This window comes from Actinomadura sp. NEAU-AAG7 (genome assembly GCF_018603865.1).
Classification (GTDB): domain Bacteria; phylum Actinomycetota; class Actinomycetes; order Streptosporangiales; family Streptosporangiaceae; genus Spirillospora; species Spirillospora litoris.
In genome coordinates, this window is the sequence record NZ_JAHFZY010000007.1 from 548,390 (window position 1) to 568,215 (window position 19,826).

Below are 19,826 nucleotides of genomic sequence, written 5' to 3' on the forward strand. Positions count from 1 at the left end.
CCCCGGTCCTTGACGAAGGCCATTTGAAACGAGGAGCGGATTTTACTTCCGGGACGAATGGAGTTGGCATGCCACCGGCGCCCTCAAGGACCTAGGATCGGCCGTATGGACGTGCTGACGACGGAACGGCTGCGCCTCGTCCGCTGGCGGGAGGAGTTCAGGGCGGACGTGGCGAGGCTCACCTCCGACCCCCGCGTGTACCGGACGCTCGGCCTCGGCACACGGTGGACGCCCGAATACGTCGATGAAAGGCACCGCGCCTATCTGGAACATTGGCGGTCGCACGGTTTCGGATGGCGGGGCGTCCTCGCCGCCGACGGCGAGGAGTTCCTCGGGATCGCCGCCCTGAACTACGCCGGCACCCGCGTTCCCGGCGTCGAGGGTTCCGCCTTCGAGGTGGGCTGGTGGCTCGATCCCCGGTACCAGGGCCGCGGCATCGCGACCGAGGCGGCGCGAGCCACCCGCGACGACGCGTTCGGGCGGCTCGGCGCCCCCCGGCTCGCGGCCCGGGTGCGGATCGGGAACGACGCGTCCGCCCGCGTCGCGACCCGGCTCGGCATGCGCCTGCACGGCGAGGCCGTCGCCGCCCGGGGCGAGGCGGTCAAGGTCTTCACGCTGGACCGCCGCGCCTGGCCGGGCCCCGGGCGCGCTACCGCGTGACGCGGTAGGTCAGGTGCGCGACGGAGCCGATGCCCGCCACGCTCACCGGTTCGAGGGCGAGGTCGCCGACGCCCTCCAGCAGCCGCTCCCCCGCCCCGAGGACGACCGGCGCGACGTGCAGCCGCAACTCGTCGATCAGCCCGGCGGCCAGGTACTGGTTCACCGTGTGCGCGCCGCCCGCGATCGCGACGTTCCGCCCGCCCGCCGCCGCGCGGGCCCGCACCAGCGCCTCCTCGATCCCCTCGGTGACGAACGTGAACGTGGTGCCGCCCCGCATCGTCACCGTCTCGCGCGGGTGGTGGGTGAGGACGAACACCGGCGCGTGGTAGGGCGGCTCGTCGCCCCACCAGCCGGTCCAGTCCAGGTCCCAGTCGCCGCGTCCCGGGCTGAACATGTTGCGGCCCATGATGAAGGCGCCCGCGTCCGTGATGCCCTCGATGACCTCGGCGTTGGCCTCGGCCTCCTCGATCATCCAGCGGGTCAGCCGGCCGTCCTCGCCCTCGCCGAACGGCTTGTCGAGGCTCTGGTTCGGCCCCGCGGTGTACCCGTCGAGGGAGACCGCCATGTCGCACGTGACCTTGCCCGTCGTCTGCCCCATCGTCTGCCCCATCGTCCGCTCCTTCGATCACCGGCGCCCCGCGGCGCCGCTCACCTGGTGATCGGAGCCGCCGGATCGTCCTCGACATCCCCCGCGGAAGAATTTTCCAACGGCGCCCGGGCCAGCCGGGGACGGGCGTCGGGGTTGTCGGCGAGCCAGCGGAGTTCGGCGGTGTGGCGGCGCACCAGCGGCTCGTACAGCGCGGTGAAGCTGCGGTGCAGGATGTCGATCTCCTCGACGGTCATCCCCGAGTTGCGCCAGCGCAGGACGCGGTGCGCGTCGGTGGCGCGGCCGGCGAGCGCGACGACCGTGACGCCCTCGGACGGGCGCCAGGTGGGCGCGACGAGCGCGATCGCGAACCCGGCGGCGACGAAGCCCGCCATGCCGCTGAGGTCGACGTCGTGGTAGCGGAAGCGGGGGGTGAACCCGGCGGCCTCGCACGCCGAGCGGAGCATCGCGGTGCCGCCGTCGTCGCCGCCCTGCGGCGGGATCCAGATCTCGTCCGCGAGGTCGGCGAGTTCGACGCGGCCGCGGGAGGCGAGCCGGTGCCCGGAGGGGAGCGCGACACCGCAGGGTTCGACGCAGACCACGCGCTCGCCCGTGCCGGGCGGGCAGGGCGGGGCGTGGTGGTCGGCGACCCGTCCCATGAACACGACGTCGACCTGGTCGTTGGCGAGGAGCTGGTTGAGGACGCCGCCGGAGTAGTCGAGGCTGGTGCTGACCGTCCGGCGCAGCGGACCGCCCTCCAGGCGCCGTAACCACTCCCCCAGCAGGATGCTCGGGTGCGTCCCGAGCCGGATGACGGAGCGCTCGCCGTTCTTGCGGGCGGTGGCGAGCAGGTCGTCGACGTCCGAGAGCACGCCCCGGGCGCGGGCGAGGACGTGGCGGCCGAGCGCGGTGGGCGTGATGCCGTCCGGGCTCCGGTCGAACAGCGGTCCGCCGAACGCCTGCTCGATACGGCGGAGCTGGGCGCTGAGCGTCGGCTGGGAGACGCCCAGGTCGGCGGCGGCGCGCGTGATACTGCCCGCCTCGGCGATTCGGCTGAGCACGCGCAGATGGCGCAGTTCAACCTGCATAGCCGCGAAGCTATGCCTAAATGCGAGGCCCCGCAAGCGTTGATCAGGTGTCAATCTCATCTTCGCAGGACACGACGGCCGCTCCCGCGCGAAACCCACCCCCATTCCCCGCTCGCTCGGCCAACGCCGGTGCCGCCGCCGTGTCGGCCGCCGCCCCGTTCCCCTGCGGGGCGGCCTCTCCCCCCGCACCAATGGAGGCATGCGGCTGTGAAACGCAAACCCCTTCTGGCGGCCCTGGCGGCCGTCGCGCTCCCGGTCACCGGCTTGGCGACAATCGCCATGTCGGCGCCGCCGAGCGGCCCGAGATCCAGCGCCGATCCGAAGGTCGCCGCAATGGCGTCCGCGGACCGGATCGTCACCGGACGCGTCGCCGAACTGCACGCGGGCAAGGACGAGAAATTCGTCCGCACGCAGGTCGTCGGCACGCCGTGGAACCAGTACTACGTCGCCTATGAGCGCACGTACCGCGACCTTCCCGTGGTCGGCGGCGACTTCGTCGTCGCGACCGACGCGAAGGGCCATGTGCGCACGCTCTCGGTGGCGCAGAAGCAGCAGATCAAGGTGGCGACGGCCCCCGAGGTCGGCGCGGACGCCGCCGCGCGCGCCTCGCGCGCCGCTGTGTCGAAACCTGACAAGAGCCAGCTCAAGCCCCACCTTGTGGTGCACGCGCTGGGCAAGCCCCGCCTCGCCTGGGAGACGACCGTCTCAGGCCGCGACGGCAAGCAGCTGAGCCGCAAGAAGGTCTATGTCGACGCGCTGACCGGAAAGCGGTTCGACGCGAAGGAGACCGTTTACGCGGGCACGGGCACCGGAATCTGGGAAGGCCCGAACCTCAATATTGGAACGACCCAGTCGGGTGGTTCCTACACGATGCGTGACCCGAAGCGGCCAGGGCTCACGTGCGCCGACTACAGCGGCGGCATCTTCTCCGGGCCGGACGACGTCTGGGGCAGCACGTCCAAGACGAGCAAGGAAGCCGGCTGTGTCGACGTCATGTACGCCGCGGGCGGGTTCTGGGACCTGCTGAAGACGTACGGGCGCGACGGGCTGCGCAACGGCCAGTGGGCCCCCGCGCGGGTCGGCCTCAACGAGGTCAACGCCTACTGGAACGGCACCGACGCGCAGTTCGGCCACAACCAGTCCAACCAGTGGATCACCTCGACGGACGTGGTGGACCACGAATTCGGGCACGGGCTGGACAACTTCACCCCCGGTGGAATGTCCGGCGGCGGAACCCAGGAATTCGTCGGTGACGTGTGGGGGGCCGCATCCGAGGCCTTCCTCAACAACCCGGAGGACACTCCCGACTACACCGTCGGCGAGGAGATCAACCTGGTCGGGCAGGGCCCGATCCGCAACATGTACAACCCGTCGCTCGTCAACGGCGACCCGAACTGCTACTCCAGTTCCGTTCCGAACATGGAGGTGCACAAGGCGGCGGGACCGGGCAACCATTGGTTCTACCTGCTCGCCGAGGGCTCCAACCCCGGCGGCGGCAAGCCGAACAGCCCGATCTGCTCGGGCGGGCCGTCCTCGGTGACGGGGATCGGCGTGCTGAACGCCGCGAAGATCTTCTACAACGCGATGATGCTGAAGACGTCCAGCACCAGCTACCCCCGGTACCGGACGCTGACGCTCACCGCCGCGAAGAACCTCGACCCCTCCTGCGCCTGGTACAACCGGGTCAAGGACGCCTGGAACGCCGTCCAGATGGGCGCGCAGTCCGGCGAGCCGAGCTGCGTCCCGAGCGGCAACGACTTCTCCCTGTCGGTGGCGCCGAACAGCGGGACGGTCAAGGCCGGCGAGTCCGTGCAGGCGACGGTCAACACCACCGTCACCAGCGGCTCCTCCCAGCCGGTGACCCTGTCGGCGACCGTGTCCCCCGCCAACCCCGGCCTGACCGCGACCTTCAACCCCGCCCAGGTCCAGTCCGGGAACACCGCCACGCTCACCCTCGCGGCGAGCGACACCGCCAAGACCGGCCCGTTCACGGTCACCGTGAACGGAACCGGGACGAGCGGCTCCCACACCGCCACCTACAGCGTCAACGTCAGCGGAGGGTCCGACACGGGCAACCCGCCTGACATCAGCGTCGAGAACGTCAAGGCCCACCTCCAGCAGCTCCAGACCATCGCCACGCAGAACGGCGGCACCCGCCGTTCCACGGGCGCCGGGTACACCGCGTCGGTGTCCTACCTGGAGCAGGCGCTGAAGAACGCCGGGTTCACGACGTCCCGCCAGACGTGCACGTCCGGCTGCTCGGCCGGCGCCGGGCCCAACCTCATCGCGGACTGGCCGGGAGGGGACGAGAACAACATCTACATGTTCGGCGCCCACCTCGACAGCGTCGCGGCGGGTCCGGGCATCAACGACAACGGCTCCGGCTCGGCGGCGCTGCTGGAGGTCGCGCTGAAGCTGGCGCAGACCAAGCCGACGATGCTGAAGCACGTCCGGTTCGGCTGGTGGACGGACGAGGAGCAGGGCCTGCGCGGCTCGCAGAACTACGTCTCCCGCCTGTCGGCCACCGACCGCACGAAGATCAAGGGCTACTTCAACTTCGACATGGTCGGCTCGCCCAACCCCGGCTACTTCATCGACGGCGTCAACTCGGCGCTGTCGCAGTACCTGAAGGGATACTTCGACTCGATCAGGCTGGTGCCGGACGAGATGTCGGAGTGCTGCAGCGACGACGGGCCGTTCCGCGACGCCGGGATCCCGACGACGTTCCTGTCCACCGGCGCGTCCGCGACGAAGACCTCGGCGCAAGCGCAGAAGTGGGGCGGCACCGCCGGGCAGGCGTTCGACCGGTGCTACCACCAGTCCTGCGACAGCTACCCGGGCAACATCGACACGACCGGGCTGGACCGCAGCTCGGACGCGATCGCGTGGGCGCTGTGGAAGGTCGCGGTCGGCGACTCGACGCCCGCCAACGACTTCTCCATCAGCTCCGATCCCCCGACGGGGAGCGTCAAGCCCGGGGAGTCGGCCACCGCCACCGTCAGGACGGCGGTGACCAAGGGCAGCGCCCAGCAGGTCGACCTGACGGCGACCGTGTCGCCGGGCGGCCCGACCGTGACCCTCGATCCCACGTCGGTCACCGCGGGCGGGTCGTCCAAGCTGACGGTCGCGACCACGGCGCAGACCGCCGCGGGCAGCTACGCCGTCAAGGTCACCGGCACCGGCGCCGGTGGGGCGGTCAAGCACACCACCACCTTCACCCTCAACGTGGAGGGCGACGGCACCAACGACTTCTCGGTGTCGGTCGACCCGGCGACGGGGAGCGTGGACGCCGGCAAGTCGGCGACGGCCACCGTGAGGACGGCCGTGACCGCCGGTGTCGCGCAGGAGGTCAACCTGTCCGCGACGGTGTCCCCGGCGGGGCCGACGGCCACCGTCAGCCCGTCCACGGTGAAGACCGGGAGCACGGCGACGCTGACGGTGGCGACCACCGCCGACACGCAGCCGGGCGACTACACGGTGACGGTCAGCGGGCAGGGGTCGGTCGCGAGGACCGCCACCTACACGCTGACGGTCAAGAAGGCCGACAACCGGACCTCCACCAGCACGACCCGGTACCCGATCAACGACTACCAGCGGATCAGCAGTCCCCTCCAGGTCACCACGCAGGGGCAGGCGTCGAGCACGGTGACGCTCAGCGTCGACATCCAGCACACCTGCACGGAGGACATGGCCATCGGCCTGGTCTCCCCGTCCGGCCGGACCTACACGGTCAAGCCGATGGGGCAGGGCCAGTACGAGTGCACACCGTGGGACGGTCCGATGACCTTCACCGTCCCCGGCGTCAGCTCGCAGGCCGCCGGAAACTGGCAACTGACCGTCTACGACCAGGGCCCCGGTGACACCGGGACCCTCAACGGCTGGAGCATCACGCTCTAGCACGACCCGAGAACGTGCCCGGTCCGGCCGGCCTCCGCAGGGGTGGGAGGCCGGGCCGGGCACACCCTTGTCCGGCCACTGATATCCCCGTTCTCGGCAATTGTCAGGGTAAATCCGGGTGCACGAATGGCCTGGAATCAGTAGCGTTGCGCCGGTCACGTCACGGGGAGGGGTGCCGCACATGACGAAGCTGAACCAGATCATCGCGGTGGAGAAGGGCACGAAATCCCGCGCGCAGCGGGAGCTGACCGACATTCACCACCGCATCCAGAAGACGCCGCTGCTGTCCGGGATCTCGCGGACCTACCAGCCGCTGGACGACGAGGGCGAGCAGCTCCCGCCCGAGTCGACCCGGGTGCAGGTGAAGGCGGAGGAGGCGCTGGCGGACGCCGCCAGGGCGCTGACCCGCCTGTTCGACGTCACCGCCACCAAGGACTGGGCGAACTGCGAGGCGCGCGCCGACGTCGTCGTGGACGGGCGGACGATCGTCGCCGACGTCCCCGTGTCGCACCTGCTGTTCCTGGAGAAGCAGCTCACCGACCTGCACACCTTCGTCGACAAGCTGCCCGTCCTGGACGCGGCCGAGTCGTGGAGCTTCGACGAGTCCGCCGACGTGTGGCGCACCGAGCCGGTGAAGACGACGCGCACCAAGAAGATCCCGCGCGCCCACGTGCTGTACGAGGCCACCACCGAGCACCCCGCGCAGGTGGAGACCTACACCGAGGACGTGATCGTGGGCACCTGGACGAAGACGGCGTTCTCGGGGGCGCTGCCCGCCCGGCGCGTGAACGAGCTGCGCGAACGCGTGACCAAGCTCCAGGCGGCGGTCAAGTTCGCGCGCGAGGAGGCCAACGGCGCCGAGGTGACCGACCGGAAGGTCGGCGACGCGGTGTTCGGCTACCTGTTCGCCTGACCCGGCACGGAAACGGCACGGAAACGGCACGGAAACGGCATGAACACAAAAGGCTCCCCCGCAGGAGCGCGGGGGCGGGACCGGACCAGGTCCCGAAGCTGAGGATGAGGCTCAGTCTGAACCACGGTGACAGTGGAGGTTCGACTCCTCCCCGGGGCACCCGAGTCCCGGTAGCCCAAGATGGTAGAGGCAGCCGTTCAATCTCAGGCTCTCGCTCCAGAATCAGCATTTCCGCTCATCGCCGGATCGACCGGAGGCAGGCGTCAATCACCGAGATGCCAGTTCGAATCTGGCCCGCGCCTCTCGCGGCGCGGTAGTTCAATGGAAGAACGCGGTGACCTGAGAACTGACCTGCCCCCTTAAAAGCCGCCGGCGTGCCGTGCGAGCGGAATCACCAGGGCCCCGGAACATGGGCATGTTCCGGGGCCCGCCGCAGTTCGCGGCCTACTCGTATTCGGTGCCGCCCTTGCGGGTGAGATAGGCCGGGGAGACGAACTTGGCGATCGCGCGCCCGCCGGTGACCTCGCTGTAGCGTTCGACGGCCGGACGGACGACCAGGCCCTCGCGCAGGTGCGCGGCCTCGCCCGACACGGCCTCGCGCCCGCTCGCCGACTCCGTGAGCACGGCCTCGTCGTAGGGCCCCTCGTACAGGCGCGGGACGGAGGGGAGGCCCGTCTCGTCCAGGACCTCGGCCAGCGTGGCGGGGTCGAGCCAGCGCACCGGCCCCTCGCCCTCGGCGACCGCCACGTCGAAGACGGCGTAGCCGATCTCCTGGCGGCCGTAGTGCAGGTCCTGGACGCCGCGCCCGTAGACCTCGCCGAACACCCCGACGCGGTCGGCGCCGAACCGCGCCGCGATCGCGGCGGCGGCGGCCGGGACGCCGTGCGCCTCCACGGCGCGCCAATAGAGGTTCTTGTCGTCGCGGACCAGAGCGAGCCGTTTGTGGCCGAAGCCCTTGGACGACACGAACGCCTCGTCCCCGACCAGGGAGAACAGGCACGCCGAGCCGTGGATCTTCTCGGTCGCCACGACCGCCTCGCCGGGCTCGAAGACCGCCGGATACCTCTTGACGTCCTCGATCTCGATCCACGGGAGCAGGTCGGGCGCGGGCACGACCTCGCCGTTCATGTGGACGGGCACGGGCGGCACCCACTTGGTGACGCCGAGCAGGCCGGCGAGGTCGCGGGACTCCGCGCGCGCCGCCGCGAGGTCGGTCCCGGCCAGGGCGCGGGGCAGGCAGACGATCCCCTGCGACAGCTCCCCGCGCAGCCGGACGGCCTTCACGCGGTTCTTCGCCGATCCGGCGAGTTTCCCCTCCAGCCCGAGTTCGCCGATCAGCTCGGCGGGCAGCAGCGCACCCTCGGGAATGTAGACGGCGAGGTCCCCGGTCTGGAACCGCCCCTTCCCGACGACCGCGCGGTAAAGGCCGACCTGGGCCAGTTCGAGAGCGTCGGCGTTTCCGTGCGGATGGATCGTCAGCTCTTCGGCGGTCACACGCAGCGTCGACATGGGCATTCCCCCTCGGATGGGTTTTCCCAAGCGTGGCAATGGCCGCGGGCGGGGGGCAACTCAATAAGGTCCGTAGGGGCTGAAGCCCTCCTGCGATTCGCCGTGGTAGTGGGGCAGCAGGCCGTCCAGCTCGCGCTGCGCGGGCCGGTGCCCGGCCTCGGCGGCGCGGTTGAACAGCAGCATCGCCTCCCACGTCTGCCCGTACTGCATGCGGTGCAGGCCGGAGCGGTAGGCGGCCTCCTGGACGCCGTTGTCGGCGGCGCGCTCGAAGAAGACGGCGGCGGCGTGCGGGTACCCGTTGGCCTCGTAGTCCATCCCGACCTCGAAGGCGGCGTCGCCCCGCTTCCAGTAGTGCGGCGGCCACGGGTCGGTGTGCGGGTCCCACTCGACGGCGAGCCGGCGGGCGAGCCGGTGCCCGACGCGCGCCGCGCGCTGGAGCCAGTACAGCGCCTCGTGCGGACGGTTGTCGCAGGCCAGCAGCGTCGCCAGCCGGTAGGCGGGAACGCCGCGGTCCTGCCCGTCGTCGGCCTCGGCGTGGCGCAGCAGCCGCATGCCGGTGCGCCCGTAGGCGTCGGCGTAGCGGCGCATCATGGTCGTGTGCCCCGCCGGCGGCGTGAGGGACGGCGGCTCGGGCTCCTCCTCCGGAGGCTCCGGGGCGGCGGCCGTGGCGGTGGCATAGGCAGTGGGGCGCGCCTCGGCGAGCGGGACGAGGACGGGGACGGGCGCGGCCAGCGGGGGCCGCTGCGCGTCGAGGATGGCCGAGCGCGCCGCGAGGTAGCGGGCGTGCCAGTCGCGGGTGGAGCCGATCTCCTCGGGATCGAGCCCGTTCTCCCACGCGGCGATCCGCAGCACGTGCAGGAAGGACGACACCCACGGCCAGGGCGGAAGCCTGCCGCGCTTTCCCGCGAGGATGTCGTGGGTGGTCGAATGGGGCAGGACGCGGACCCGCTGACCGCCCGGGGCCCCCGTCTCGCGCGGGCCGCCGGGCCCACCGGGGCCGCCGGGCCCACCGGGGCCGCCCGGCCCACCGGTGTCGCGCGGGCCGCCGGGCTCGCGCGGGCGCGCGGCCGGGCCCGGTTCGCGGCAGCGTTCGGACAGGGTCTCCAGGCGCGCGAAGGTGGGCGGCCCCGCGCGCTCGAACGCGGCGCGCAGGTCGCCGATGAAGGTGTGCAGCGCCGCGCCGGCGCGGGTGTCATCAGGCATCTGTGCGGACCGGCCACTTCCTGTGGATGACGATCAACCGGTAAGGGGCGACATGCTCCCACCGCGCGACACGCCGTTCTGTCAGGTTTGCCACATCTCGGAGTGCTTACGGCGGTCAGGAGCGCTTCGCCACTCCGAATTCCATCGCGACTCGCGGCCCGGAGCATGAATACTCGCCCGTACCCGCGAAAACCCGGACCGCGGTGGATCGGTCCGGACGTCGCCGGATCGATCCGGATGAATCCGGATGGGACGGGACGCCGCGTCCGGTTGCGCTGGAACATCCGCCGCCATCCGGATTCCTCCGGGGGTCTCCGCGCGGTTCCGGGTAGCCGGAAACCAGCGCCGCGGCGGGCGCCGGAGCGTCCATATTCGGCGCCATGGACACCTCGACCAGACCGCGACCGGGCCCCGCCGCCTCCGGCGCGCCGGCGGCGGGACACGGGCCCGGCGCGCACCGTCCCCGCTCCGACGACGAGCTCATCGCCCGCACGCTGATCACACTGTGGGCGCTCGCCACCGGCCGCGCCCTGCCGGACGGCGTGCCGCCGGCGCGGCTGGCCGAGCACGAGCTGATCGCCTTCTGGGCCGATCCCGTCTTCGAGGAGGCTCCCCGGCCATGACCGCGTCCCCGACCGGGCTGCGCGCCGCCGACCCGCCGCTCGCCGGACGTCCGCCGCACGCCGTGCACGTCGCGCACTCCGACCGCGAACTGCCGCTGCTGGCCGTGGACATCGCCGCGTTCGGCGACCCGCGCCGCGACGACGAGGTCCAACTGCACCTGCGAAGCTCGCTGTACGCGCGGCTGGAGGAGGCGTTCACCATGACCGGGCTGCCCTGGCCCGGCTGCTACCGCGAGGACCGCGGCGACGGCGCGCTGGTCGTCGTCCCGCCGCAGGTGGACCCCGGGAACCTGCTGGCACCGCTCGGCCACCACCTGAACGCCGTCCTGCGTCGCTCGAACAGGATGGCCAGCGAGGCCGCCCACCTGCGGGTGCGGGTGGCGGCGCACATCGGCCGCGTGCACGGCGACGACAACGGGGTGGCGGGGACGTCGCTGGTGCACCTGTTCCGGCTGCTGGAGGCGCCCGCGTTCAAGCGGGCGCTGGCCGCCTCGGGCGCCGACGTCGGCCTGCTCGCCTCCGACCACCTGCACGGGATCGCGCGGGCGTGCGGCGGGTTCTTCGACCCCGCCGCCTACGAGCCGCTGGCGGTGCGCTGCAAGGAGACGCGCGCCCGCGCCTGGCTGTGGCTCCCCGGCCCGGGAGCCCGCCGGTAGCCGGCCCGTTACCGGAGCGGATCCATCGCCCGCGGCCCCGGGAGTGATGAATGTGAAGAGGAACGGAACGTACTGAAATTTCAATGACGTCCCGAAATCTGGTTGCGGACAGTTCCTCGCAGTACGTTGCTCCCACGCGACACCCGGTCACGAGACCCCCACCCCGGGTCGACGTGATCAGGTGTTCGTCCCCCGCCAACCCCCGGAAAAGCCGCCGCCACCCGACCGGTGACCGGCGGCGAAAGGTGGACGACAGTGAACCGTGGATCGCACCTCAAACGCGTGGTGCCCCCGCTGTTGAGCGCCGCGGCGCTGATCACGCTCCCGGCGTTCGGAACCGCTCCCGCGTCCGCGCAGACGCATTCCGCCGGGACCGTCAGGCTCGCCCATTTCCCCCAGCAGACCCTGGCCGACCAGATCACCCACCGGCTCGGCGCCCGGCACGCGGGCTCCTACCTCGACGGCGCCGGGAACCTCGTCGTCAACGTCACGGACCAGGCCGCCGCGCGCCAGGTCGAGGCGTCGGGCGCGAAGGCCCGCGTGGTCGAGCACGGCATCCGGCCGCTCGACGACGCCAAGGCCCGGCTCGACCGGCTCGCCGGCACGCGCGGCACCGTCGGGCTGTCGTGGGGCGTGGACGTGGTCTCCAACGCCGTCGTCGTCCGCGTGCCCCAGAACGCCAAGGACGCCGCGACCCGCGCGTTCCTCGCCCGCGCCCGCGCGCTCGGCGACACCGTCCAGATCAAGCGCGCCGGGGCGGCGGCCCGCGTGGTGCTCGCGCCGGGCGAGGCGATCCTGACCGGCGGCTCGCGCTGTTCGGTGTCGGCGATCGCCGTCGGCGGCGGCACCACCTACGTCGTCACCGCGGGCCACTGCACCAACGCCGGCGCCAGCTGGAAGACCTCCGGCGGGCAGACCGTCGGCACCCGGCAGGCCAGCAGCTTCCCCGGCAACGACTACGGCACGATCCGGGTGACCAACAGCTCGCTCCAGACCAGCAACGCCCAGCTCACCCAGGTCGGCCGCCCGCCGGTCGGCTCCCAGATCCAGAAGAAGGGCTCCACCACCGGCACGACGTCCGGGACCATCCGCGCCTACGACCAGACGGTCAACTACCCGCAGGGCGCGGTCACCGGCCTGGTCTCGACCAGCGCGTGCGCGCAGCCCGGCGACAGCGGCGGCTCCCTCCAGAGCGGCAGCACCGCCGTCGGCATCACGTCCGGCATCAGCAGCAACTCCTGCGGAGGCAGCGGCTTCGAGTCCTACTTCCAGCCCCTGGACGAGGCGCTCCAGTCCCAGAACCTCACCCTGAAGTAACCCGGTCGTGACGGGGTTCCCGCCCACCCCCGGGAACCCCGTCACCGGCTCCGGTCCTCACAGGGACCGGTAGTGGGCGGCGATCTCGTCGCTGGTGGTCAGCCAGATGTCGGGCTGGGCCGCCAGGAATTCGAGCGCGAGGTCCAGGTACTTGGCGCGGAACGGCTGCCCGGTCACGAAGGGGTGCAGGGCCAGGGCCATGACGCGGCCGCCGTGCTCGGAGTCGGCGTGCAGCTGCTCGTACTGGTCCTTGACCATCCGCACGAACTCCGGGCCCGTGGTGCCGTTCGAGAAGAGCAGCAGGTCGTTGAGTTCGAGCGTGTAGGGGACGCTGAGCATCCCGGGGACGTTCAGCGGGAAGGGCTGGTCGTCGCTCGTCCAGTCCAGGACGTACTCCAGGCCGAGTTCGGCGAGCAGGGCCGGGGTGTTGTGCGTCTCCGTCAGCCCGGGGCCCATCCAGCCGCGCGGCCGCCGACCGGTGGCCCCGGCTATGGTGTCGACGATGTCGGTCAGAACGGCGCGCTCCTCGTCGACGCCCATGCCGGTGTGGAGGACGGAGTTGGTGCGCCCGTGCGCGAGCCACGCCCAGTCCCGCTCCATCCCCGCCTCGATGATCTGCGGATAGTGGCGGACCACGTCGGAGTTCAGCAGCGCGCTCGCCCGGAAGCCGTGCCGGTCGAGGCTCGCGATCGTGCGCCAGATCCCGACGCGCGTCCCGTAGTCGCGCCAGCCGTGGTTGAGCGCGTCGGGGTCCAGGTGCGAGGTGCCGGACCAGATGCTCGTGGACGGCCGGCCGACCAGGAAATGCTCGATGTTGAGCCCCACGTAGGCGGCGACCCTGGCGCCGCCGGGCCAGTCGAGCGGCGGGCGCGCGGTGATCGGGCTGTAGTCGTAGAGCCGGTTCTCGCCTGTGTTCGTCATGACGACACGGTAGAAGTTAACATTGGTGTCAGATTCAACCGCACGCTGCGAACACGAGGAGGCCGGATGCGGATCGGTGAGCTCGCCCGGCGCACCGGGGTGAGCGAGCGGTCGCTGCGCTACTACGAGCAGCGGGGCCTGCTGGCGTCCACGCGCACGCCCGGCGGGCATCGCGACTACCCCGAGCGGGCGGTCGACCGCGTCATCCGGATCCAGGAGATGTTCGCGGCGGGCCTGAGCAGCGCGAAGATCGCCCGGCTGCTCCCCTGCATGCGGGACGCCGACGGCGGCCCGTCGGAGATCGCGACCCCGCGCCTGGCCACCGAACTCGCCTCCGAGCGGGACCGCATCGACCGGATGATCACCGAGCTGGTCAACTCCCGCGACGTCCTCGACCAGGTCATCGACGCCGCCGCGCGGCACCACGACCACTAGGGCGGGGCGCACTCGGGCATGGCCCGGTCCCCGTCAGGGAATAGGACTCCGCCCAGGCTGCTTGGTGACTCCTATGTCGCTGACCTGGGCCAAGGGAGGTCGCTCATGCCCGCTCACGACCATCCGCACATGGACCGGACCGTCCCGGCGCCCGATTCCGCCCCGGACGGTGGAGGCGGCCACGCCGGACCGGTGACCTGGGCGGTCGCCGCGCAGGCGACCCTGCACTGCCTGACGGGCTGCGCCATCGGCGAGGTGCTGGGAATGGTGATCGGGACCGCGTTCGGATGGTCGAACCTGGCGACGATCGTCGCGGCGGTGGCGCTGGCGTTCGTGTTCGGCTACGCGCTGACGATGCGCGGCGTCCTGAAGGCCGGGCTCTCACTGCGCGCCGCGTTCGGCGTCGCCCTCGCCGCCGACACGGTGTCGATCGCGGTCATGGAGGTCCTGGACAACGCCACGATGCTGGTGATCCCGGGGGCGCTCCACGCGGGCCTGGACGACCTGCTGTTCTGGAGCACGCTCGCCCTGGCCCTGGTGGTCGCGTTCGTCCTCACCACCCCCATCAACCGCTGGATGATCGGACGCGGCAAGGGACACGCGGTGGTGCACCAGTACCACCACTGACGCCGTTCGCCCGCGCGGCCTCCCGAGGCGGCCACCGCGCGGGCGAAGCGAAGGCTCCGCGGGCGTACCGGAAGAACCGGCACGCCCGATTTAGGCCCGCTACGTGTGCGGGCCCCGGAGATCCGGAGGGGCGGCGGTTCGCCACCAGGCCCGAAGCCGTGATCTCACGCGGCCTCAGCGCCCACGCGAACGCGTCGGCTGACCGGTGGGGCGACGCCGAGGCGGGCCCCACCGGGGAGATCGCGAGGCGATACCTCGCCGCGAATCCGTTCAGCCGCCCATCATCTGGGCCATCCGGCGGGTCATCTCCTCCTCGGACACGTCCTCGACGTGCGAGGCGATGGTCCAGCCGTGGCCGAAGGGGTCGATGATGTAGCCGTCGCGGTCGCCGTAGAACTGGTCGGTGGCGGGGCGCACGAGCTTGGCGCCGAGCTTCACCGCCTGCTCGATGACGGCGTCGACGTTCTCGACGTAGATGAACTGGAAGACCGGGGAGCCGTCGAGGCCCTCGGCCGGCGGGGCCTTGGTGCCCTGCTCGGGGAACTCGTCCTCGACGATGACGACCGCGTCGCCGATCTCGATCTCGGCGTGGACGATCGTGTCGCCGGGCCCGGGGAAGCGCAGGCGCTCGGTCGCCCCGAACACCTCGCCGTAGAACTCGATGGCCTTGGCGGCGCCGCGGACGACGAGGCTCGGTGTGACGCGGCGGTATGACTCGGGAATCGGTTTCGGTGCCATGGTCGATCCTCCGGTGAGGCTGCGGGTGCTGCGCGAGCGGGGGCAGAAGGTGCCCGATGATTGGAACGTTAGTGGACGCTTTCGCAAGCGTCAACCGACGCTTACCCCCGCCGCACCACCCGGCGCGCGGAGCGTTCAAGTGGGGACTAAGGCGTGCTTGAACAGGGTTATGGTGTCGCCCACCGGCACGTCCCCTACCCCGCGTTCGAGCCCTTGACACGGTCGTCCGGCGGCACCCCTCGACGCCGCGGGGTAAGGGGAGTTGCGCCGCGTCCGAAATGCGGGCGGAGCGTCCTGAAAAGGACACTACGTTCGGGTTGGGTGGGCGGTAAGAAGAACCAAGCCGCTTGTCGCGCTCGCGCCCGCCACCGCTGGGCGGCGCCGTTCGTCCTTCCGGCTGCGGCCGGGCACGTTGAGCGCCTGAGCTGCGATGAGGTTATCCCAGGGCACGGGATCAATGCCGCCCGGAACTGTGCGCCGCCACCTCAGTGATCCTTTTTCCCCGGCCTCCGTCGCTGACCTGCTCCGCCTTTGAGAAAGAACATCCGGCTCGACGGGTCCATTTTTGGAGGTCTCCTTTGATTCCGGCCTGCGTAGTACGCTCGCCGGGTCCGGCGGGCGAGATCGCGGAGGTGTCCGGTGCGCATTTCACGAATACTTCTCGCCTTCGTTCTCGCGCTCGCCGCGCCGCTCACCGCGTGCGGGGGGAGCGACGGCGGGGCGGCGGTCGCCGCGAACGGCGTTCCGAAGACCCTGCGGGTGGGCCTGATCCCCAACGTCGCGCCGGATCGGCAGAAGGCGCAGTACGGCCCGTTCGGCGACTATCTCGAACACGCCCTCGGCGTGCAGGTCGAGCTTTTCGTCGCGGCCGACTACGCGGGCGTCGTCACGGCCCTCGCGAGCGGGCGGATCGACCTCGCCTATCTCGGCGGCCTCACCTATGTCCAGGCCGAGCGGCAGGTCGGACTCACCCCTCTGGTCACCGAGATCGACCGGGAGACCGGTACCCCGCGCTACCTTTCCGCGATCGTCGTCCGGGCCGCCTCTCCGTACCGGAATCTGCGCTCCGATATCGTCGGGCCCGGTAGGACGTTCGCGTTCGGGGACGTGAGTTCCACGTCCGGAAGCCTTTATCCGAGAATCATGCTCGACGCCGCCGGAGTCCGTTGCTCCACCCGCCGCATGGACGAGTGCCCGCCATTGAAACGGGTGACGTTCACCGGCGGGCACGACGCGACCGCCGCGGCCGTCCTCGGCGGGCGGGCCGACGCGGGCGGAATCGAGCTGCGCATTCTGCACCGGCTCGAACGCGAGGGGAAGGTGCCCGCCGGGGCGCTGCGCGTCATCGAGACCCGCCAGGTGATGGGCTATCCCTGGGTGGCCAGGACGGCCCTCGGCGACCGCGCCGTCCAGGCGCTGGCCAGGGCGTTCACCACGATGCGGGATCCGCGCACGCTGGAGTTGATGCGCGCGCGCCGGTACACGCGGGTGGCCGCGCGCGACTATGACGAGGTGCGCCGCCAGGCCGGGCGGCTCGGGCTGGGAGGAGCGGTCCGATAGACGTCCGGACGAGGGGCCTCACGGTCGAGTTCGCCGGACGCGGCGTGCGGGCGGTCGACCATCTGACGGTGTCGGTGGAGGACGGCGAGCAGGTCGCGCTGCTCGGGCCGTCCGGCTCCGGGAAGACGACGCTGCTGCGCGCGGTCCTCGGCGCGGTCGCGGTGAGCGGGCGGCTCCGCGTCGGCGGGCACGACCCGCGCGACCGGCGGGTGCGGCGGGCGACGGGCTTCGTCCGGCAGGGGGACGACCTGGTCCTCGGCCTCTCGGCGCGGCTCAACGCGCTGACGGGCACGGCGGCCGGCTGGCGGGCCCGCGACTGGGCGGCGGCCTGCGCGGGCCGCGTGCCCGCCCCGCACGCCGAGCGCCTGGCCGAGTTGGCCGAGGCGCTCGACGTCGCCGACTGCCTGCCCGCCCGCGCGGCCGACCTGTCCGGCGGCCAGCGCAAACGGATCTCGCTGATCAGGGCGCTGCTCCCCCGCCCGAGCCTGCTGCTGGCCGACGAACCCACCAACGGGCTGGATCCGGTCACGGCCGGGACCGCGATGGAGGCGCTGCGCTCCGCGGGCGCCACGCTGATCGTCTCGACCCACGACCTCGCGCTCGCGCGCCACTTCTCCCGCGTCATCGCGCTGCGCGGGGGACGGCTCGTCCATGACGGCTCCTATATCGACGACCGGACCGCCGCCGCGATCTACGGGGGCGGTGTCCCCCGCATGACCCCGGGCGCGACATGACCCCCGACGAGTTGTCCTGGCGCGCGCAGGCCCCGCGGCCCGCGCCGCGCGCCCGTCCGCGCGGACGGTGGGCGGCGGCGCTGGTCGCGGCGGCGGCGCTCGGCTGGGCCGTCACCGGGGCGGGCGTGCGGCCCGGCGCGCTCATCGAGGGGCGGTCCGGCGGCCTGCGGCTGCTGCGCGCGTTCGCCCACCCGGACCTGACGCCGGGGTTCCTTCACCTGGTCGGCGGCGCCGTGGCGGAGACCGTCCAGATCTCGCTGACCGGGCTCCTGTTCGCGGTCGTGCTCGCCGTCCCGGCGGCGGTCCCCCTGGCGGGCAACGTCGGCGTCCCGTCCCTCGTCCGGTCGGCCGCCAGGATGTACGCGGCGGTGCTGCGCGGCGTCCCGGACCTGATGTGGGCGCTGCTGTTCGTCGCGACGATCGGCCCCGGTCCCGCCGCGGGCGCGCTCGCGATCGGCGTGCACGGCGGCGGGCTGCTCGCCAAGCTCGGGGCGGAGCAGTTGGAGGCCGTCGACCCCGCGCCGGTCGAGGCGATCCGGCTGACCGGCGCCGGGCGGTTCACGACGGCGGCGCTCGCGATCGTGCCGCAGGCCGCCGCCGGGCTGACCTCGCTGCTGCTCTACCAGTGGGAGTGCAACATCCGCACCTCGACGGTCCTCGGCTTCGTCGGCGCGGGCGGCGTCGGCCAGGAACTCGCGATCTCGCTCAAGCTCTTCCGCTACGCGGAGCTGTCCACGCTCGTCATCGCGGTGCTGCTGCTGATGCTCGCGGTGGACGTGCTGTCCCGCGCGGCGCGCCGGTGGGCGGGCGCGGCCGCCTAGCCGCCGGCGCGTCCGGCCCACCACGGAGGCATGCTCCGGCTACCCTGGCCATGCTTGCGCTGTGCGACGGCAGGTCATAGCGTGACGTCAGTGATCCATCACACAGCGTAGGTCGCTCATACGGCGTTGGGCGACGCACCGAGCGGGAGGACACGGGGATGAGCCAGCCGGTCGACCTCAGGGACGTGGTGCGCCAGACGATCACGGTCGCCGCCGACCGGGACCTGGCATTCCGCGTGTTCACCGAGCAGTTCGGCGCGTGGTGGCCGAGGCAGTACAGCATCGGCGAGGCCGAGATGGCCGACTTCGTCCTCGAACCGAGGGCGGGCGGCCGCTGGTACGAGGTGGGCGTGGACGGAAGCGAGTGCGACATCGGCCGGGTCACCGCGTTCGAGTCCCCGGCGCTGGTCGTCCTGGCCTGGCATCTGGACGGGGACTGGCGGTTCGACCCCGACCCCGACCACGCCAGCGAGGTCGAGATCCGCTTCGTCGCCGAGGACGGCGACCGGACGCGGGTCGAGCTGGAGCACCGCTACTTCGAGCGCCACGGCGCCGGCGCGGCGGCCGTCCGGGGCGCGGTCGAGTCCCAGGGCGGCTGGACGTGGTGCCTGGCTGCCTACGTCGAACGCCTCCCCGCCTAGTCATCCCCGAGACGCCGCCATCCCGGGGCGCCGTCATCCCGAGGCGCCGTCATCCCGAGGTGACCGGTCTTCCGGCGCGCCGCCATTCCGGCATCCCGCCCGCGAGCAGCCGCGCGCGGTATCCGTGCGAGCGCAGCAGCCGCACGGCCTTGGGCGCCAGGACGCAGTAGCGCCCGCGGCAGTAGGCGATGACGTCGGAGCCGTGCGGGAGTTCCGCCAGCCACGCCACCAGTTCGTCGTTGGGGACGTTGATCGCGCCCGCGATGTGCCCGGCCTCGTATTCGGCGGGCGGCCGCACGTCGACGACCACGACGTCCCCGGAGTCGATCCGCCGGGCGAGGTCCTCCTGCGCCACCGGCTCCAGCGCCGCGAGATCGCCCAGGTACTCGCGCGCCGTCCACTCGACCTCGGCCAGCCGGGCGGCGGCGAACTCCTGGACCTGGTCCACGAACGCGCCGACCTGCTCGTCGGCCAGCCGGTAGTAGACATGCACGCTCGACCGCCGCGTGGCCAGCAGCCCCGCCCCGGCCAGTATTTTGAGCTGCGCCGAAGTATTGCCGACCTTCATTCCCGCGGCGTCCGCCAAATCCTCCACGCTGCGTTCCCCCTGCGCGAGCAGATCCAGCAGGATCAGCCGGACCGGGTTCGCCAACGCCTTCCCGACCCTGGAGAACTGTTCATACAGCGCGATCTTGTGCGTATCGGCCATCACCATGCCCCATCCCGATCCGCACCCGACAATGGCTGAGAACGGGTGGCGCGGACAAATGCACGACCAATTAATAACGTCGAAAGCGGCTTGTCAACAGATCGAACGGGCCGGGCCGCACCCCTTCCGACACGACCACGGCGACCCCCGGAACACCGGCGGGGCCATACGAAAGTGGCCCATCACCG

The 19,826-nt window shown here is 71.8% G+C and carries 19 protein-coding genes; 12 read left to right on the forward strand and 7 right to left on the reverse strand.

Annotated elements, in window-relative coordinates; all coding sequences use genetic code 11:
* The first annotated feature begins 105 nt into the window (after window positions 1–105).
* On the forward strand, window positions 106–660 hold the full coding sequence (locus KLI87_RS31935) for a GNAT family N-acetyltransferase (RefSeq protein ID WP_173391032.1): 555 nt from the start codon (window positions 106–108) through the stop codon (window positions 658–660).
* Here KLI87_RS31935 and KLI87_RS31940 read toward each other — a convergent pair.
* Both KLI87_RS31940 and KLI87_RS31945 read right to left on the reverse strand, forming a co-directional pair.
* Complete coding sequence (locus tag KLI87_RS31940) at window positions 650–1,270, reverse strand: dihydrofolate reductase family protein (RefSeq protein ID WP_250904433.1); 621 nt, start codon at window positions 1,268–1,270, stop codon at window positions 650–652. The two genes, KLI87_RS31935 and KLI87_RS31940, sit on opposite strands and share 11 nt — an antisense overlap.
* A gap of 38 nt (window positions 1,271–1,308) precedes the next feature.
* The gene (locus tag KLI87_RS31945; protein WP_173391031.1) at window positions 1,309–2,334 is read right to left on the reverse strand and encodes a LysR family transcriptional regulator; all 1,026 of its coding nucleotides are present in this window, start codon (window positions 2,332–2,334) and stop codon (window positions 1,309–1,311) included.
* A gap of 333 nt (window positions 2,335–2,667) precedes the next feature.
* Between KLI87_RS31945 and KLI87_RS31950 the strand changes: the two genes are divergently transcribed.
* Together KLI87_RS31950 and KLI87_RS31955 are read left to right on the forward strand one after the other, a co-directional pair.
* The gene (locus tag KLI87_RS31950) at window positions 2,668–6,231 is read left to right on the forward strand and encodes a M28 family peptidase (protein ID WP_214620009.1); all 3,564 of its coding nucleotides are present in this window, start codon (window positions 2,668–2,670) and stop codon (window positions 6,229–6,231) included.
* Window positions 6,232–6,412: 181 nt separating this feature from the next.
* Window positions 6,413–7,144 (forward strand): hypothetical protein, encoded by a 732-nt coding sequence (locus tag KLI87_RS31955; RefSeq protein WP_156222653.1) that lies wholly within the window; start codon window positions 6,413–6,415, stop codon window positions 7,142–7,144.
* 444 nt (window positions 7,145–7,588) lie between these two features.
* On the opposite strand, the gene KLI87_RS31960 is transcribed toward KLI87_RS31955, so the two are convergent.
* Window positions 7,589–8,653, reverse strand: a complete 1,065-nt coding sequence (locus KLI87_RS31960) for an RNA ligase (ATP) (RefSeq protein WP_156222651.1) — start codon at window positions 8,651–8,653, stop codon at window positions 7,589–7,591.
* Between the two features lie 60 nt (window positions 8,654–8,713).
* Complete coding sequence (locus tag KLI87_RS31965; RefSeq protein ID WP_214620010.1) at window positions 8,714–9,856, reverse strand: hypothetical protein; 1,143 nt, start codon at window positions 9,854–9,856, stop codon at window positions 8,714–8,716.
* Between the two features lie 380 nt (window positions 9,857–10,236).
* Here KLI87_RS31965 and KLI87_RS31970 point away from each other — a divergent pair, with 380 nt between their 5' ends.
* The 3 genes from KLI87_RS31970 to KLI87_RS31980 all read left to right on the forward strand — a co-directional run bounded on the left by KLI87_RS31970 (window position 10,237) and on the right by KLI87_RS31980 (window position 12,452).
* Window positions 10,237–10,479: a hypothetical protein gene (locus KLI87_RS31970; protein ID WP_156222649.1), complete on the forward strand. Its 243-nt coding sequence runs from the start codon at window positions 10,237–10,239 to the stop codon at window positions 10,477–10,479.
* Window positions 10,476–11,135: a hypothetical protein gene (locus KLI87_RS31975; RefSeq protein ID WP_214620011.1), complete on the forward strand. Its 660-nt coding sequence runs from the start codon at window positions 10,476–10,478 to the stop codon at window positions 11,133–11,135. Before KLI87_RS31970 ends, KLI87_RS31975 begins: the two co-directional genes overlap by 4 nt.
* A gap of 255 nt (window positions 11,136–11,390) precedes the next feature.
* Window positions 11,391–12,452, forward strand: coding sequence for a S1 family peptidase (locus KLI87_RS31980; RefSeq protein WP_156222645.1), 1,062 nt, complete (start codon window positions 11,391–11,393; stop codon window positions 12,450–12,452).
* Between the two features lie 57 nt (window positions 12,453–12,509).
* Here KLI87_RS31980 and KLI87_RS31985 read toward each other — a convergent pair whose 3' ends face one another.
* Window positions 12,510–13,373, reverse strand: a complete 864-nt coding sequence (locus KLI87_RS31985) for a polysaccharide deacetylase family protein (RefSeq protein WP_214620012.1) — start codon at window positions 13,371–13,373, stop codon at window positions 12,510–12,512.
* Between the two features lie 66 nt (window positions 13,374–13,439).
* Here KLI87_RS31985 and KLI87_RS31990 point away from each other — a divergent pair, with 66 nt between their 5' ends.
* Together KLI87_RS31990 and KLI87_RS31995 are read left to right on the forward strand one after the other, a co-directional pair.
* The gene (locus KLI87_RS31990) at window positions 13,440–13,808 is read left to right on the forward strand and encodes a MerR family transcriptional regulator (protein WP_214620013.1); all 369 of its coding nucleotides are present in this window, start codon (window positions 13,440–13,442) and stop codon (window positions 13,806–13,808) included.
* A 105-nt stretch (window positions 13,809–13,913) separates the two neighbouring features.
* Window positions 13,914–14,435 carry a DUF4396 domain-containing protein gene (locus tag KLI87_RS31995; protein WP_246251313.1) on the forward strand — a complete coding sequence of 174 codons (522 nt, stop codon included), beginning with the start codon at window positions 13,914–13,916 and terminating at the stop codon, window positions 14,433–14,435.
* A gap of 270 nt (window positions 14,436–14,705) precedes the next feature.
* Here KLI87_RS31995 and KLI87_RS32000 read toward each other — a convergent pair whose 3' ends face one another.
* Window positions 14,706–15,173: a VOC family protein gene (locus KLI87_RS32000; protein ID WP_156222639.1), complete on the reverse strand. Its 468-nt coding sequence runs from the start codon at window positions 15,171–15,173 to the stop codon at window positions 14,706–14,708.
* 639 nt (window positions 15,174–15,812) lie between these two features.
* Here KLI87_RS32000 and phnD point away from each other — a divergent pair.
* From phnD to KLI87_RS32020, 4 genes are all read left to right on the forward strand, one after another.
* Window positions 15,813–16,733 carry a phosphate/phosphite/phosphonate ABC transporter substrate-binding protein gene (phnD, locus tag KLI87_RS32005; protein ID WP_214620014.1) on the forward strand — a complete coding sequence of 307 codons (921 nt, stop codon included), beginning with the start codon at window positions 15,813–15,815 and terminating at the stop codon, window positions 16,731–16,733.
* 44 nt (window positions 16,734–16,777) lie between these two features.
* Window positions 16,778–17,467: an ATP-binding cassette domain-containing protein gene (locus tag KLI87_RS32010; protein ID WP_214620015.1), complete on the forward strand. Its 690-nt coding sequence runs from the start codon at window positions 16,778–16,780 to the stop codon at window positions 17,465–17,467.
* Window positions 17,464–18,288 carry a phosphonate ABC transporter, permease protein PhnE gene (gene phnE / locus KLI87_RS32015; protein ID WP_214620016.1) on the forward strand — a complete coding sequence of 275 codons (825 nt, stop codon included), beginning with the start codon at window positions 17,464–17,466 and terminating at the stop codon, window positions 18,286–18,288. The genes KLI87_RS32010 and phnE overlap by 4 nt, the downstream gene beginning before the upstream one ends.
* Window positions 18,289–18,446: 158 nt before the next feature.
* Window positions 18,447–18,929, forward strand: a complete 483-nt coding sequence (locus KLI87_RS32020; RefSeq protein WP_214620017.1) for an SRPBCC family protein — start codon at window positions 18,447–18,449, stop codon at window positions 18,927–18,929.
* A gap of 49 nt (window positions 18,930–18,978) precedes the next feature.
* Here the strand turns inward: KLI87_RS32020 and KLI87_RS32025 are convergent, their stop codons facing one another.
* Complete coding sequence (locus KLI87_RS32025; protein ID WP_156222629.1) at window positions 18,979–19,638, reverse strand: metalloregulator ArsR/SmtB family transcription factor; 660 nt, start codon at window positions 19,636–19,638, stop codon at window positions 18,979–18,981.
* Window positions 19,639–19,826 lie beyond the last annotated feature (188 nt).

Bases quoted from the DNA above. Each gene is read 5' to 3' on its own strand.
- KLI87_RS31935 (WP_173391032.1), top strand. From the start codon at position 106: ATGGACGTGCTGACGACGGAACGGCTGCGCCTCGTCCGCTGGCGGGAG.
- KLI87_RS31940 (WP_250904433.1), bottom strand. From the start codon at position 1,270: ATGGGGCAGACGATGGGGCAGACGACGGGCAAGGTCACGTGCGACATG.
- KLI87_RS31945 (WP_173391031.1), bottom strand. From the start codon at position 2,334: ATGCAGGTTGAACTGCGCCATCTGCGCGTGCTCAGCCGAATCGCCGAG.
- KLI87_RS31950 (WP_214620009.1), top strand. From the start codon at position 2,668: ATGGCGTCCGCGGACCGGATCGTCACCGGACGCGTCGCCGAACTGCAC.
- KLI87_RS31955 (WP_156222653.1), top strand. From the start codon at position 6,413: ATGACGAAGCTGAACCAGATCATCGCGGTGGAGAAGGGCACGAAATCC.
- KLI87_RS31960 (WP_156222651.1), bottom strand. From the start codon at position 8,653: ATGTCGACGCTGCGTGTGACCGCCGAAGAGCTGACGATCCATCCGCAC.
- KLI87_RS31965 (WP_214620010.1), bottom strand. From the start codon at position 9,856: ATGCCTGATGACACCCGCGCCGGCGCGGCGCTGCACACCTTCATCGGC.
- KLI87_RS31970 (WP_156222649.1), top strand. From the start codon at position 10,237: ATGGACACCTCGACCAGACCGCGACCGGGCCCCGCCGCCTCCGGCGCG.
- KLI87_RS31975 (WP_214620011.1), top strand. From the start codon at position 10,476: ATGACCGCGTCCCCGACCGGGCTGCGCGCCGCCGACCCGCCGCTCGCC.
- KLI87_RS31985 (WP_214620012.1), bottom strand. From the start codon at position 13,373: ATGACGAACACAGGCGAGAACCGGCTCTACGACTACAGCCCGATCACC.
- KLI87_RS31990 (WP_214620013.1), top strand. From the start codon at position 13,440: ATGCGGATCGGTGAGCTCGCCCGGCGCACCGGGGTGAGCGAGCGGTCG.
- KLI87_RS31995 (WP_246251313.1), top strand. From the start codon at position 13,914: ATGCCCGCTCACGACCATCCGCACATGGACCGGACCGTCCCGGCGCCC.
- KLI87_RS32000 (WP_156222639.1), bottom strand. From the start codon at position 15,173: ATGGCACCGAAACCGATTCCCGAGTCATACCGCCGCGTCACACCGAGC.
- phnE (WP_214620016.1), top strand. From the start codon at position 17,464: ATGACCCCCGACGAGTTGTCCTGGCGCGCGCAGGCCCCGCGGCCCGCG.
- KLI87_RS32020 (WP_214620017.1), top strand. From the start codon at position 18,447: ATGAGCCAGCCGGTCGACCTCAGGGACGTGGTGCGCCAGACGATCACG.
- KLI87_RS32025 (WP_156222629.1), bottom strand. From the start codon at position 19,638: ATGGCCGATACGCACAAGATCGCGCTGTATGAACAGTTCTCCAGGGTC.